We start from the raw sequence: 14,322 nt of genomic DNA on the forward strand, positions 1-14,322 counted from the left end.
GGTGTTGCCCTGATGTCCGGCGCACAGCCTAGAGACCGGCCGGACGGGACGCGAGGGCGGGGCCGCGCCCTGTCTACGGCAGCACCCGGCACAGCGCCTCCAGCGTCCCGGTCCACCCGTGCTCCGGCGGTGTGCCGTAGCCCACGACGAGCGCGTCCAGGGGCGCCGCGACCGCGTCGGCGTGGCGGAAGCCGGACAGGCCCTGCAGGGCGAGGCCCTGCCAGGCGGCAGCCTGCACCACCGGCCGCTCGGTGCCGGGCGGGAGGCGCAGGACGGCGTGCAGGCCGGCCGCGATGCCGGTGACCCGCACGTCGGGGGCGCGGGCGGCGAGGGCCGCGACCAGGGCGTCCCGGCGGCGCCGGTAGCGCAGCCGGGCGGAGCGGACGTGGCGGTCGTAGGCGCCGGAGGTGATGAAGTCCGCCAGGGTGAGCTGGTCCAGCACGCCGCAGGTGTCGGTGCCGCCCTTCGCCGACGCCGCTTCCTCGGCGAGGCCGGGCGGCAGCACCATCCAGGCCAGCCGCAGGCCGGGGGCGAGGGACTTGCTGGCGGTGCCGAGGTAGACGACGCGGTCGGGGTCCAGGCCCTGGAGGGCGCCGACGGGCTGGCGGTCGTAGCGGAACTCGCCGTCGTAGTCGTCCTCCAGGACCAGGCCGCCGGTGCGCCGCGCCCAGTCCAGGACGGCGGCCCGCCGGTCCCGGTGCAGGGGCACGCCCATCGGGAACTGGTGGGCGGGGGTGAGCAGGACGGCCGCGGCGTCCGTCAACGCCGTGGGATCGGTGCCCAGTTCGTCGAACGGCAGCGGCGCGGTGCGCAGTCCGGCCGCTTCGAGCACGCTCCAGCTCGGCGGGAGGCCGTACGACTCCACGGCGACCGTCCGCGCCCCGCGCGCCCGCAGCACCGGGCCGATGATGCGCAGGGCGTGCACGAATCCGGAGCACACCAGGACCCGGTCGGGGTCGGTGCGCACACCGCGTGCCCGGGCGAGGTAGCCGGCGAGCGCGGTGCGCAGTTCGGCGCGGCCGCGCGGGTCGCCGTAGCCGAGGGCGTGGTACGGGACCGCGTTCAGCACCCGGCGGGCGGACCTGAGCCACTCCGCGCGCGGGAACGCGGACAGGTCGGGGCTGCCGGCGCGCAGGTCGAAGGCGGGGCGGTCGCGGTCACCGGCGTGCGGGCGCGGCGCCGGGCCGGGCCGCCCGCTCTCCCGCCGCCGCGAGGGCGTGGACGGCACCCCGGGGGCGACCCGCGTGCCCGAGCCCTGCCGGGCGGTCAGCCAGCCCTCGGCCACCAGGTCGGCGTACGCGCCGGCGACCGTGTTGCGGGCGATGCCCAGGTCGGCGGCGAGCGCGCGGGAGGACGGCAGGCGGGTGCCGGGGGCCAGCCGGCCGGTGCGGACGGCCTCGCGGAGGGCGTCGGTGAGGCCCTTGCGCGGGTGCGGGCCGGCCGGTTCCAGATGCAGGTCGACACCCGGAGTGGCCCAAGGTTTCGCCATGGAAGTGGACCATACTCCTGGGCTGCCTCGCTCCTAGGGTCGAGGCATGACCACAGAGGAAGCCACCGCCCGGTACGCCCCCGAGCACACCCCCCGCCTGCGCTGGGCGCAGCACGCACCCGAGGTCTACAAGGCGATGGTCCGGCTGGACGCGGCCGCCCGGCAGGGCCTGGACCCCGCCCTGTACGAGCTGGTGAAGATCCGCGCCTCCCAGATCAACCACTGCGCGTTCTGCCTCGACATGCACACCAGGGACGCGCTCGCCGCGGGCGAGAGCGTGGAGCGGATCGTGCAGCTCAGCGCGTGGGAGGAGTCGCGGCACTTCTACACGGAGAAGGAACTCGCGGCGATCGGGCTGACCGAGGCGATCACGGTCCTCACGGACGGGTTCGTGCCGGACGAGGTCTACGACCGCGCGGCCGAGCACTTCGAGGAGGCCGAGCTGGCGCAGCTGATCGCCGCGATCACGGTGATCAACGCCTGGAACCGGTTCGGGGTGACCACCCGCATGGTCCCGGGCCACTACCGGCCGGGGCAGCACAAGTGAGCCGTACGGAACTCCTGGACCGCGAGGTCGGCAAGGCGCTGTCCGCGCTCAGCGCCGCCGCGAAGCACGGCCTCGGCGACCCCGCGCTCGCCGAGCTCGTGGTGATCCGGGCCTCGCAGATCAACCACTGCGCGTTCTGCCTCGACATGCATCTGGCCATCGCCCGCAAGCACGGCGTGAGCGAGAAGCAGCTGGATCTGCTGAGCGCCTGGGAGGAGGCCGGGGACGACGTCTTCGACCCGCGCGAGCGGGCCGCGCTGGCGCTGACGGAGGCGGTGACCGTGCTGACCGGGGACGCCTCCCGGGGAGGTTTCGTGCCGGACGCGGTGTACGAAGAAGCCGCCGGGCACTTCGACGACGTACGCCTCGCCCACCTGATCGCGCTGATCGTCGCCATCAACAACTGGAACCGGGTGATGGTCAGCCGCCGCATCGAGCCCGGCGGGTACACACCGTGAACAGGGCCGACGTCTTCCGCGCCCTGCACCGCCGCCGGGATCCCGCGGACCCGCTCGTGCTGCCCGGCCCCTGGGACGCGGCCAGCGCCCGGGCGTGCGCCGGGGCGGGGTTCCCGGCGCTGGCGATCCCCAGCGCGGGGGTCGCGGCCTCGCTCGGGTACGAGGACGGGCAGACCCCCGCCGACGAGATGTTCGCCGCGGTGGCCCGGATCGTGCGGGCCGTGGACGTGCCGGTGTCGGCGGACGTCGAGGGCGGGTACGGGCTGGCGCCGAAGGAACTGGTGGAACGGCTGCTGGAGGCCGGGGCGGTCGGCTGCAACCTGGAGGACTCCGCGGACGGCGTGCTGAAGGACCCGCGGGAGCACGCCGAGTGGCTGGCCGAGGTGCGGTACGCGGCCGGCGGGGAGTTGTTCGTCAACGCCCGCGTGGACACCTTCCTGCGGGGCGAGCAGGATCCCGGACCGGCCATCGAGCGGGCCGCGTCGTACGTCGCCGCGGGCGCCGACTGCGTGTATCCCATCGCCGCGCCGGTGAAGGTGCTGCCGCTGCTGCGGTCCGGGATCCAGGGCCCGCTCAACGTGTTCGCGCGGCTGGACGGCGAGGGCCCCTCGCCCACCGAACTCGGTGAACTCGGGGCCACCCGCGTCACGTTCGGGCCGGGGCTGCAGCGCCGGGCGGCGGCTGCCGTCGGGGAGATCGCCGCCGGGCTCGCCCGCTGAGGACGCCGCGGCATCCGCGGCCGTGCGGCCCGTCCGGGTTGCCGTGCGGCCCGTCCGAGACGCCGTGCGGCCCGTCCGAGACGCCGTGCAGCCCGTCCGAGGTGCCGTGCAGCCCATCCGGGGTGCCGTGCAGCCCGTCCGGGGTCACGACAGCCACGCCTTCCAGGTGGAGGAGTGGCCGTCCACCCACTTCTTCGCCGCCTGCTCGGGCGTGAGCTTCCGGTCGGCGATCATCAGGGAGACCTCGTTCTGGTCCTCGGTGGTCCACTTGAACTTCTTCAGGAAGGCCGCCGCCCGGCCGCCGGACTTCGCGAAGTCGGCGTTGAGGTATTTCTGCAGCGGGGTGTGCGGGTAGGCGCAGGCGACCTTCGCCGGGTCCGCGTCGCAGCCGTCCTGGTACGGCGGCAGTTTCACCTCGGTCATGGGGACCTTCTCGAACAGCCACTGCGGCGAGTACCAGTACGTGAGGAAGGGCTTCCGTTCCTTGGCGAACTGCCGTATCTGGGTGATCTGCGCGGCCTCGGAGCCGGCGAACACCACCTGGTAGTCCAGCTTCAGGTTCTTCACCAGCGCCTTGTCGTTGGTGACGTAGGACGGGGAGCCGTCCATCAGCTGGCCCTTGCCGCCGCTCTCCGCGGTGCGGAGGAGGGGGGCGTACTCGTCGAGGTTCTTCCAGTCCGTGATGTCGGGGTGCTGTCGGGCCAGGTAGGCGGGCACGAACCAGCCGATGTGCCCGGTCACCCCGAGGTCGCCGCCGCGGGCGATGGTCTTCTTGTCGTCGATGTACCGCTTCTCCTGGTCGGGGTGGCCCCAGTCCTCCAGGATCGCGTCCACCCGCCCCTGGCTGAGCGCGTCCCAGGCGGGGATCTCGTCGACCTGGACGGTGTCGACGCGGTAGCCGAGTTCGTGCTCCAGCAGGTACCGGGCGACGGCCACGTCGGCCTGCGCGCCGACCCAGGACTGCACGGAGAGGGTCACCGTCCTGGCGCCCCGGGCACCCGCGAACGGGGACGCCTGCCTGGTCATGTCGGCGGCGCCGCAGGCGGTGAGGAGGGAGAGGGCGGCGGCCGCGGCGGCGAGGGCGGCGGCCCTGCGGTTCGCTGCCATGTCACGCACCGCCCTTCTCGTGCCGCTCCACCGGCTGGGTCACCCGGTCGAGGACCAGCCCCAGGCACACGATCGCCGCGCCCGCCACCAGCCCGGTGGCCAGGTCGCCCTGGGCCAGCCCGGACACGACCTCGTACCCCAGCGCACCCCCGCCGACCAGGCCGCCGATGATGACGACGGCCAGGACCAGGACCACGCCCTGGTTGACGGCGAGCAGCAACGACCGCCGGGCGAGCGGGAGCTGGACCTGGCGCAGCTGCTGCCCCGGCGTCGCGCCGAGCGAGCGGGCCGACTCCAGCGCGGCCGGGTCGACCTGGCGCAGGCCCTGCGCGGTGATACGGACGACGGCCGGCAGCGCGTAGACGACGGCCGCCGCGACGGCGGGGGCGCGGCCCACGCCGAACAGCGCCACGACCGGGATCAGGTACACGAACTGCGGCAGTGTCTGCAGGACGTCCAGCACCGGCCGGAGCAGCCGGTCGAAGCGGGCGCTGCGGGCCGCGGCGACACCGGTCGCCACCCCGAGGACGAGGGTGACGGCGACGGCCGCGAGGACCTGGGAGAGGGTGTCCAGGGACGGCTTCCACACGCCCAGCACGCCGGTCGCGGCCATGGCGAGGACGGCGGTGAGCGCGGTGCGCCAGGTGCCTGCCAGCCAGGCCGGGGCGGCGACCAGCAGCAGCACCGACCACCAGGGCAGCCACTGCAGGCCGCCGCGGACCGGGTCGAGGACCCAGGCGGTGAAGCGGCCCGCCCAGTCGGCAGTGCCGCCGACGACCGGCACGCCCGAGTACAGGTGGGCGGTCATCCAGTCGACGGCCCGGTCGACGGGGCCGGCGATGTCGAGGGTCCAGGCGTCGGGCCAGTCGAGGCGGCCCGCCAGACGCCCGGCGACGGCGACGGCCGCGACAGCCGTGACGGCGGCGGCCGCGTACGGCCGGCGTGCCCGCCGGTGCGTTGTCGTGCCGGAGCCCGCCGCCTCCCCCGCCGCGCCCGTCACCCGGTCCAGGACGACGGCGAGCAGCACGATCGGGATGCCGGCCGCCAGCGCCGCGCCCACGTCGACCGAGGCGAGCGCCTGGTAGACGCGGTCGCCGAGGCCGCCGGCGCCGATGACCGAGGCGATGACGGCCATGGACAGCGCCATCATGATCGTCTGGTTGACGCCGAGCAGGAGTTCCTTGCGGGCCAGCGGCAGGCGTGCGGTCAGCAGGCGCTGGCGGGCGGTGGCGCCGAGCGACTCGACGGCCTCCAGCACCTCCTTGTCGGCGCCGCGCAGCCCGAGGGCGGTGAGCCGGGCCATCGGCGGGGCGGCGTAGACGACGGTGGCGAGGACCGCGGCGGGTACGCCGATACCGAAGACCAGCACGACGGGGAGCAGGTAGGCGAAGGCGGGCAGCACCTGCATGGTGTCCAGGACCGGGCGCAGGGCGCGGTCGAGCCGGTCGGACAGTCCGGCGGCGAGGCCCAGCAGGGCGCCGACGGCGACCGACACGAGGACGGCGACCGTCATCAGCGCCAGGGTCTGCATGGCCGGCACCCACATGCCGAGCAGTCCGCAGGCGAGGAACGCGGCGGCCGTGCCGAGGGCGAGCCGGACACCGGCCACGCGCCCGGCGAGGAGCGTGCCGGCGACGGTGACGCCGGCCCAGCCCGCGCCGAGCAGCACCAGGTAGACGGCGCGTACGGAGACGACGACGGCGTTGCTGAGGTGCCCGAGGAAGTACAGGAACAGGGGGTGGCTGTCCCGGTTGTCGACGATCCAGTCGCCGGCCGAGGTCAGCGGACCGGAGAGGTCGACGGTCAGCGCGTGCGGCCAGCTGCCGCTGGCCCAGCGGGCGTCGGCGAGCGGGACGAGGACCGCCGCGGCGAGCGCGAGCAGCAGGAGTTTCCGGGCCGCGCGGTGCCTGAGCAGGCCGTCGGGGAGGACGCGGGGGGCGGATGCGGTGATCGTCGCCATCAGGCCGCCTCCCCGATCGGCTCCGTCCCGGCCACCACGCCGAGGAGCCGTTCGTGGTCGACGACGCCCAGGCAGCGGCCGTCCTCGACGACGCAGGCGGGCGCGCCGCGGCGGGCGACGGCCTTGATGGCGTCGGAGACGACCTCGTCGGGCGCGAGCGCGCCGGGGTGGCCGGGTCCGCCGCAGTCGCCGGGGCGCATGGCCGTGCGGACGGTCATGACCTGCTCGCGCGGGACGTCGCGGACGAAGGCGCGCACGTAGTCGTCGGCGGGCGAGCCGACGATCTGCTCGGGGGTGCCGAGCTGCACCACCCGGCCGTCGCGCATCAGGGCGATGCGGTCGCCCAGCTTGAGGGCCTCGCTCAGGTCGTGGGTGATGAAGACCATCGTGCGGCCCTCCTCGCGGTGCAGCCGGGCCACCTCCTCCTGCATTTCGCGCCGGATCAGCGGGTCGAGCGCGCTGAACGGCTCGTCGAACAGCAGCACTTCCGGATCAACCGCCAACGCCCTTGCCAGACCGACGCGTTGGCGCTGGCCGCCGGACAGCTGGGCCGGCCGGCGCTGTTCCATGCCCTCCAGGCCGACCTTGGCGACGACCTTCTGGGCGCGGGCGCGGCGTTCGGCCTTGCCGACGCCCTGGATCTCCAGGCCGTAGGCCACGTTGTCGAGGACCGTGCGGTGCGGGAGCAGGCCGAAGTGCTGGAAGACCATCGCGGCGCGGTGGCGGCGCAGTTCGCGCAGGCGGGCGCGGTCCATGGCGCGTACGTCCTCGCCGTCGATGGCGATGCTGCCGGCGGTCGGCTCGATCAGCCGGGTCAGGCAGCGCACCAGCGTGGACTTGCCGGAGCCGGACAGGCCCATGACGACGAAGACCTCGCCCTTGCGCACGTCGAAGGAGACGTCCCGGACGGCGGCCGTGCAGCCGGTGCGGGCGCGCAGGTCGGCGGGTTCCAGGGCGGCCAGTTCGGGGTCGGCGGGGACGCGCTCGGCCTTGGGACCGAACACCTTCCACAGGCCGTCCACGGAGAAGACGGGTGCGCTCATCGCGCGTCACCTCCGATCAGGTCGGCGGCCTTCTCGCCGACCATGAGCACGGTGACCATCGGGTTGACGGCGGTCATTGCCGGGAAGACGGACGCGTCGGCGATCCGGATGCCGTCCAGGCCGCGGATCCGCAGCTCGGGTTCGACGACGGCGAGTTCGTCGTCGGCGGCGCCCATCTTGCAGGTGCCCGCGGGGTGGTAGACGGTGTGCGCCGCCCGGCGGGCGTACTCGCTCAGTTCCTCGTCCCCGGTGACGTCGGGGCCGGGGCACACCTCGCGCCGGAGCCAGCCCGCGAGGGGTTCGGTCTTCGCGATCTCGCGGGCGATGCGGATGCCGTCGACCAGGGTGCGGGCGTCGTAGTCGTCCTCGTCGGTGAAGTAGCGGAAGTCCAGGGCGGGTTTGACGGACGGGTCGGCGCTGGTCAGGTAGAGCCGGCCGCGGCTCCTGGGCTTGGGGATGTTCGGGGTCATCGACACGCCGAACTCGGGCCGCCGGTAGCCCAGTCGCTCCGGATTGTCGGTGAACGGGATCTGGTAGAAGTGGAACATCAGGTCGGGGCCCCGGTGCGCGGGGTCGCGGCGCACGAACAGGCCCGCGTCGGAGTCCATCGCGGAGTTGTCGGGGATCGGGCCGTTCGTCTCCCAGACGATCACCGACTCGGGGTGGTCGAGCAGATTCTCGCCGACGCCGGGCAGGTCGTGGACGACGGGGATGCCGAGCGCCTCCAGATCCCGGCGGGGACCGATGCCGGAGTGCAGCAGCAGACGCGGGGAGTCGACGGCGCCCGCGCACAGGATCACCTCGCGCCGGGCCCGTATCAGCGTCTCCGTGCCGTCCTTCGCGCGCACGTGCACGCCCTCGGCCCGTCCCGCGGACACCTGGAGCCGGTAGGCCCAGGTCTCCAGCAGGATCGTCAGGTTGGGCCGCTCGTCCATCACCGGGTGCAGATAGGCCACCGACGCCGACGAGCGCTTGTTGTCCTCGGGGTGGTAGGCGAGGTCGAAGAAGCCGGCGCCCTCGTCGAACGGCCGCTTGTTGAAGCCCTCGACGCGCGGGACGCCGAGCGCCGCCCGCGCCGCGTCGACGAAGTCGCGGGCGATGGCGTTCCGGTCCTTCTCGTCGACCGGGACGATGTTGTTCTTCAGGCGGGAGTAGTACGCCTCCATGGGCGCGGATCCCCAGCCCTTGGCGCCGGCCGCCTCCCACTCGTCCCAGTCGGAGGGCAGCGGCTTGAAGGCGATCAGGGTGTTGTGGGAGGAGCAGCCGCCCAGCACGCGGGCCCGGCTTTGCCGGATGTGGGAGTTGCCGCGGGGCTGCTCGGTGGTCGGGTAGTCGTAGTCCAGTTCGCCGCCGAGCAGGCCCATCCAGCGGCGCAGGGTCAGCACGTCGTCGCGGCCGACGTCGCTGGGGCCGCCCTCGATGACGGCGACGGTGACGGCGGGGTCCTCGGTGAGGCGGGAGGCGATGACGGAGCCCGCCGTGCCGCCGCCGATGACGACGTAGTCGTAGACATGGGGTTCTTCGGGCATTGAGGGGTACTCCAGGGGGACTTGCGGGTGGGGGGATCGGCCGGGGTGGGGGGATCGGCCCGGGTGGGGGTCGGCCGGGGTCGGGGGGCGGCCGGTGGGGGGATCAGCCGGTGAACCAGCGGACGGGCCGGGGGGCGAGGTTGTGGTAGACGTGCTTGGTCTCCCGGTACTCGGCGAGTCCGGCGGGGCCGAGTTCGCGGCCCACTCCGCTCCGGCCGAAGCCGCCCCACTCCGCCTGCGGGAGGTAGGGGTGGAAGTCGTTGATCCAGACGGTGCCGTGGCGCAGCCGGGCGGCGACCCGGCGCGCCCTGGCGAGGTCCGCGCTCCACACGGCGCCCGCGAGGCCGTACTCGGTGTCGTTGGCGAGGGCGACGGCCTCGTCCTCGGTGCGGAAGGTCTCCACGGTCAGGACCGGCCCGAAGACCTCCTCGCGCACGATCCGCATCTCGCGGTGGCACCCGTCGAGGACGGTCGGCTCGTAGAAGTAGCCGCCGGCGGGGCGCGCGTCGCCGGGGTCCGGGCGGCGTCCGCCGGCGCGCAGCACCGCGCCCTCGGCGAGCGCGGCGGCGACATGGTCCTCGACCTTGGCGCGCTGCTGCTCGGAGACCAGGGGCCCGCACTCGACGCCGTCCTCGGTGCCGCGGCCGAGGCGGATACGGCCCGCCCGACTGGCGAGTTCCGCGACGAAGCGCTCCCGGACGGACTCCTCGACGACGAGGCGGGAGCCGGCCGAGCAGACCTGGCCGCTGTGGATGAAGGCCGCGTTGAGGGCCTGGTCGACGGCGGTGTCGAAGCCCTCTTCGGTGGCGCAGGCGTCGGCGAAGACGACGTTGGGGTTCTTGCCGCCCAGTTCGAGGGCGACCTTCTTGACGGTCGGGGCGGCGGCCTGCGCCACCTTGACGCCGCTGGCCAGGCCGCCGGTGAAGGAGACCAGGTCGACGTCGGGGTGCTCGGCGAGACGGGCGCCGACCGTGTGGCCCGGCCCGGTGACGATGTTGGCGACGCCCGCGGGCAGCCCCGCCTCGGCCAGCAGCCCGATCAGGGCGACGGTGGTCAGCGGGGTGATCTCGCTGGGCTTGACGACGAAGGTGTTCCCCGCCGCGAGGGCCGGCGCGATCTTCCAGCTCGCTTGCAGCAGCGGGTAGTTCCAGGGCGTGATCAGCGCGCACACGCCGACCGGCTCGTGCCCGACGACGCTGTGGACGTCGGGCGAGCCGGCGTCGACGACCCGGCCGGGTGCCTCGGCGGCGATCAGGCCGGCGAAGTAGCGGAAGGCGTCGGCGACGCAGTCGACGTCGACGCGGCCCTCCTCGACGGTCTTGCCGGTGTCACGGCTCTCCAGCAGGCCGAGCCGTTCGCGGTCGCGTACGAGGAGATCGGCGACCCGGCGCAGCAGGGCGGCGCGCCCGACGGCCGTGGTGTGCGGCCAGTCGCCGTGGTCGAAGGCGTCGCGGGCGGCGGCGACCGCGAGGTCGGCGTCCTTCTCGTCACCCTCCGCGACCAGGGCGAACGCCCGGCCGTCGGCGGGGTCCAGGATCTCGCGGGTCGCGCCGGAGACGGCCTCCCGCCACTCCCCGGCCGCGTGAATGGTGTGCTGCGGCTGCTGTCGGTCCTGCGTCTGCCGTGCCTGATGTCCGGTCATGATCGGTGTGTTGCCTTCCGTTCCGGTTCAGCGCCCCGGTGAGGATGTGCGCCGTCCGGGGACCGGGAGCACATGCCCTCCGGTCCCTGATGCATGCGCGATCCATGGCCGGAAGTGCGCCGTGTCACGGAGCGTGCGGGCGAATGGGGGCGAACCGCACGCCGGAGGCGTGACGCGTGTCACGGAGACGAAGTCGCCTTCGCGCCCGCACAGGTTGACGGCGGGCGCGAAGGCGAAGGGCGGGCTGCCGTCCGGTCAGTCCAGCGCCGGGTCGGCGTCGCAGGTCGTGTACGGCGGGCAGAACCAGTCCAACGCCGTGGTGAGCACCTTCAGTTCGTCATCGCGGCCGTCGGATTCGGGGCCGTAGGAGGCGATGGCGTAGATGTTGCCGTCCGGGGCGAAGAAACGCTCGTCCACGACGTGCCAGGTGCCGACGTCGGGCTCGCCCCTGATCCTGTCGGCCAGGTACTCCAGGCGCGAGCCCCTGAACTCGCCGTCGTCGAGGGTCTTCAGGTCCAGCTTCTCGAAACCTGCGGGCTTCGGGGTCTGGTCGGAGAGGTACAGCTGGAAGGAGGCGGCCGGGGAGGACTCCTGCACCTGGTAGACCTGCAGCCGGTGCTCGCGGTCCGGGCTGCGGTAGTTGACCACGGCGATGCCGTAGAGGGAGGGCACGGTGCTGCGCGTCCAGCCCTCGCGGACGGCGACCCTGAACCCCTCCTCGTCGTCGTACGACTCGTAGCCGGCGGGCGGCGCGGTGGCCGACGGGGAGGCGGACGCCGTGGACGCGGACGCCGTGGAGGCGGGCGGTCCGGACGACGTCGGTCCGGAGGGCTCGGGACCGGCGGACGTGCTCGCCGCGGCCCGGCCGTGGCCCGGGTCGTCGTTCTTGCCGACCACCAGGGTCAGTACGAGGCTCACGACGACGCCGACGGCGGCGGCCCCGACGATCACGGACCACACGAGCCGCCGCGAGGACCGGCCGGCCGGCGCGTCCGACGACAGCTCCACGGGCGGCGGCCAGCCGACGCCACCGGCACCGGCACCGGCACCGAGTCCGCCGTACGGCCAGCCGGCGCCGCCCGTACCCGGCCCGTAGGCAGGCCAGCTGCCGGCGCCGGCTGCCGGCGCCGTCGGCGGCGCCGCGGGCACGGCCGCGCCGCCGTCCACCACGGTTCCCCCGGCGCCCGGGCCGTGCCACCCGTTCGCCGTGCCGCCCCCGGGCCAGCCGCTCGCCTGCGCCTCGCCGCCGCCCGTCGCACGGGCGGCTTCGGCCGCTCCGGCGGCTCCGGCAGGCGCGCCGGCTCCCCCGGCCGTGCCCTGGCCGTCCGCGGTCCCCGCGCCCTCCGCCGCCGGGCCCGGGACGAAGTCCGGCCGGGCCGGCGGCGGCGCCGTCGGCTGTGCCGCCGGAGGGCTTCCCGGGGCGCCGTCCTCCCAGCGCTGGGTGTCCTCGTTCCAGTACCGTCCCCCGCTCATGGTGTTCCTCTCACATCCCCAGCAGCCCGGCCACGGCGCCCGCCGAGGCGAGGACGCTCAGCAGCGCCTGGGAGTCGGAGAGGAGGGCGCGCAGACGCTCCCGGCGGGTGGGGTCCGCCTGCCCGGTGCGGGCGAGCTGGTCCTCGGTGTCGGCGAGCGCCTCGTCCAGCGCGGCCGTCTGCTCGGTGCCGCGCACCCGCTCCAGATCGGCGCGCAGCTCGCGCACCGCCTTCAGCAGCGCCTCGGCGTCCTCGTCGCGCAGCGCGCCCGGCCCGTGCCGGTGGTGGCTCTCGGCGTGCGCGTGGCTGCCGACGGCGAAGGTGCTGTGCGAGACGTTGCCGAAGCTGACGGTGGGTTCCTCACTGGCCATTGCTGTCGGCTCCCTTCTGCGGCGCGGTGCCGCCCGAGACGCTGAAGGCGGTGGAGGCGGTGGATGCGGTGGATGCGGTGGCGTGGCTGCCGACGGCGAAGGTGGAGTTGTCCACCCGGCCGATGTTCACGTCCCCGTTGCTGATGTTCACGACCTTCTGGACGAACTCGCCGGTCTCGTAACCGCATTCGGCCAGCGCGGCCCGTACCCCGTTCGCCACCCGGTCCTGCAGACTGCGCAGGTAGCGGGCGACGTCCATGTCCTGGAAGAGGGAGCCGGCCGGGGCGGAGCCCAGCTCGCGCACCGACAGCTCGGGCCCGTCGGGCAGGGCGCCCGCGTAGCCGCCGGTCAGCAGCCGCCACACATAGACCAGGCCGCGGCCGAGCTGGGCCAGCGAACGGCCGGCGGACGCGGGCACCAGGACGCCCGCCCCGGCGGCCTTGCCGAGGGCGTTGTTGTTGCGGAACCGGTGCGCCGAACGGTCGGCGTCCTTGAAGTCCTGGCGGACCGGCGTCAGCACGTGCGGGGCGACCTCCAGCATCAGCATGCGGCCCTGGGTGTGGATGCGCACGAAGACGGTGACGACCAGCTCCTCCTCCCAGCCGCCGACCCGGATGCGCAGGAAGTGCCGCCGCTTCTCGGCGCCCTCCTCGACCGCGCGCGCCCTGTGCTCCTCGAAGGCGGCCGCGGTGTACGGCGCCTGGTCGCGGCTGAGCAGACCCTCGACGGGCAGGAACACGCACTCGTCGATCTCCAGCCGGCGCAGCCGGTCGCGGACACCGGGGCCGGCGTGCGCCGACGGCACCCGGAGCTGTTCGAGCAGCGGCCGGATCTTCTCCAGGACGGTGCGGTTGCTGAGCGGCTGCTGGTGCTTGGTCAGCTCGTCGCGTTTGAGTTCCACGGCGAGCACCCAGGTCTCGTGCGCCGTCCCCGCCCCGCAGAACGGGCGCGCCTCGTGGTACATGACCAGCGGCGCGTGCTGTTCGAGCCGGATGCGCTGCTTCAGCCGCTGGAAGCGGGGGTTGTCGGACTGCTCGGCGGGGTCGCCGGCGGCGTCCGGGAAGCGCTGCGGGGAGAGTTCGGCGGCCAGCGCGCGGCCGAACTGATTGCGCTGGGCGTGCACGCACCACGCGATGAGCGCGAACACGCCGAGGGCGAGCCAGGCCTGCCAGGGCTTCGCCAGACCCTGGAGGGCGTCGGCGCTGGGGACGAGGAAGTCGGTGGCGCTCCCGGAGCCGGAGGAGCCGTAGTAGCCGTCGTACGACGAACCGTAGGAGGAGCCGCCGTCCGAACCGGCGCCGAACGCCTCGTAGACCGTCAGGCCCAGCAGCACCGCGAAGGCGATACGGCCCCACCAGCGGACGAGGAACGCGGCGGCCAGCCGGTACAGCGGCGGCTGTGCGGCACGGCCCCTGATCCAGGGGGCGACGGCGAGGGCCACGCTGGGCCACAGGAAGAAGAGCAGCAGCCCGCCGCTGAGCGCCGCGCCGGCCGCCCACAGGCCGGTGACCGCTCCCGCCCACAGCAGTTCCTGGCGGCGGGCGCGCAGGGCGTGGGCCAGGACGCGGGCGGCGTCGAAGCCGAGCGACGGCGCGACGATCCGCTGCTCGTTGAGGTGGAGCTGCTCGATGACCCGGTCGCGGTAGCCGGAGTCCAGGTAGGCGCCCGCGCACAGCAGCCGGGTCGCCTCGCTGGCGTGCGGCGGGGTGGGCGGTGTCGGCGGCGCTCCCGCGGGCGTCGTCGGCTGCGGTTGCTGCGGCACGTAGGCGGTGCTCACGCCAATCCCCCGATGCGTGGAAAGACCGTTTTCAGACGTCCGGCTGACAGGCCATCAGCATAGGGGGGCGGGCAGCTCCCGCGACACCGGAATCCCCGCGGACCGCCCTCGCGGGTGCCGCTGCGGGCAGCGGCGGGCAGCGGCGGCGGAAACGGGCGCGGGCCCCGTCCGGACAACACCGGGAACGGGGCCCGTGCGGGCTGCGCGG

Annotated in this window: 12 protein-coding genes; 3 read left to right on the top strand and 9 right to left on the bottom strand. The window is 74.3% G+C overall.

Features of this window, described 5'->3' with window-relative positions; all coding sequences use genetic code 11:
- Window positions 1-73: 73 nt before the first annotated feature.
- Window positions 74-1,489, bottom strand: coding sequence for a PLP-dependent aminotransferase family protein (locus AB0G63_RS18485; protein WP_360751097.1), 1,416 nt, complete (start codon window positions 1,487-1,489; stop codon window positions 74-76).
- A 46-nt stretch (window positions 1,490-1,535) separates the two neighbouring features.
- On the opposite strand from AB0G63_RS18485, the gene AB0G63_RS18490 reads away from it, so the two are divergent.
- Genes AB0G63_RS18490 through AB0G63_RS18500 form a run of 3 tightly spaced genes read left to right on the top strand, consistent with a single transcriptional unit; the run spans window position 1,536 to window position 3,213 of the window.
- On the top strand, window positions 1,536-2,036 hold the full coding sequence (locus AB0G63_RS18490; protein WP_360751099.1) for a carboxymuconolactone decarboxylase family protein: 501 nt from the start codon (window positions 1,536-1,538) through the stop codon (window positions 2,034-2,036).
- Window positions 2,033-2,494, top strand: a complete 462-nt coding sequence (locus AB0G63_RS18495) for a carboxymuconolactone decarboxylase family protein (RefSeq protein ID WP_360751101.1) — start codon at window positions 2,033-2,035, stop codon at window positions 2,492-2,494. The genes AB0G63_RS18490 and AB0G63_RS18495 overlap by 4 nt, the downstream gene beginning before the upstream one ends.
- A complete protein-coding gene (locus AB0G63_RS18500; RefSeq protein ID WP_360751103.1) occupies window positions 2,491-3,213 on the top strand; it encodes an isocitrate lyase/phosphoenolpyruvate mutase family protein in 723 nt (240 codons plus the stop codon). Before AB0G63_RS18495 ends, AB0G63_RS18500 begins: the two co-directional genes overlap by 4 nt.
- Before the next feature lie 144 nt (window positions 3,214-3,357).
- On the opposite strand, the gene AB0G63_RS18505 is transcribed toward AB0G63_RS18500, so the two are convergent.
- From AB0G63_RS18505 to AB0G63_RS18540, 8 genes are all read right to left on the bottom strand, one after another.
- On the bottom strand, window positions 3,358-4,320 hold the full coding sequence (locus AB0G63_RS18505; RefSeq protein WP_360751105.1) for an ABC transporter substrate-binding protein: 963 nt from the start codon (window positions 4,318-4,320) through the stop codon (window positions 3,358-3,360).
- 1 nt (window position 4,321) lies between these two features.
- Window positions 4,322-6,280, bottom strand: coding sequence for an ABC transporter permease subunit (locus tag AB0G63_RS18510; protein ID WP_360751107.1), 1,959 nt, complete (start codon window positions 6,278-6,280; stop codon window positions 4,322-4,324).
- On the bottom strand, window positions 6,280-7,323 hold the full coding sequence (locus AB0G63_RS18515) for a glycine betaine/L-proline ABC transporter ATP-binding protein (protein WP_360751108.1): 1,044 nt from the start codon (window positions 7,321-7,323) through the stop codon (window positions 6,280-6,282). The genes AB0G63_RS18510 and AB0G63_RS18515 overlap by 1 nt, the downstream gene beginning before the upstream one ends.
- Complete coding sequence (locus AB0G63_RS18520; RefSeq protein WP_360751110.1) at window positions 7,320-8,852, bottom strand: GMC oxidoreductase; 1,533 nt, start codon at window positions 8,850-8,852, stop codon at window positions 7,320-7,322. Before AB0G63_RS18520 ends, AB0G63_RS18515 begins: the two co-directional genes overlap by 4 nt.
- Window positions 8,853-8,955: 103 nt before the next feature.
- On the bottom strand, window positions 8,956-10,494 hold the full coding sequence (locus tag AB0G63_RS18525) for an aldehyde dehydrogenase family protein (RefSeq protein ID WP_360751112.1): 1,539 nt from the start codon (window positions 10,492-10,494) through the stop codon (window positions 8,956-8,958).
- 255 nt (window positions 10,495-10,749) lie between these two features.
- Window positions 10,750-11,967 (bottom strand): hypothetical protein, encoded by a 1,218-nt coding sequence (locus tag AB0G63_RS18530; RefSeq protein ID WP_360751114.1) that lies wholly within the window; start codon window positions 11,965-11,967, stop codon window positions 10,750-10,752.
- A 10-nt stretch (window positions 11,968-11,977) separates the two neighbouring features.
- Window positions 11,978-12,337, bottom strand: a complete 360-nt coding sequence (locus AB0G63_RS18535; RefSeq protein ID WP_360751115.1) for a hypothetical protein — start codon at window positions 12,335-12,337, stop codon at window positions 11,978-11,980.
- Entirely contained in the window at window positions 12,327-14,114 is a 1,788-nt protein-coding gene (locus AB0G63_RS18540) for a hypothetical protein (RefSeq protein ID WP_360751117.1), read from the bottom strand. Before AB0G63_RS18540 ends, AB0G63_RS18535 begins: the two co-directional genes overlap by 11 nt.
- Window positions 14,115-14,322 lie beyond the last annotated feature (208 nt).

The organism is Streptomyces sp. NPDC020996 (genome assembly GCF_040641355.1).
In the GTDB taxonomy this organism is placed as follows: Bacteria; Actinomycetota; Actinomycetes; order Streptomycetales; family Streptomycetaceae; genus Streptomyces.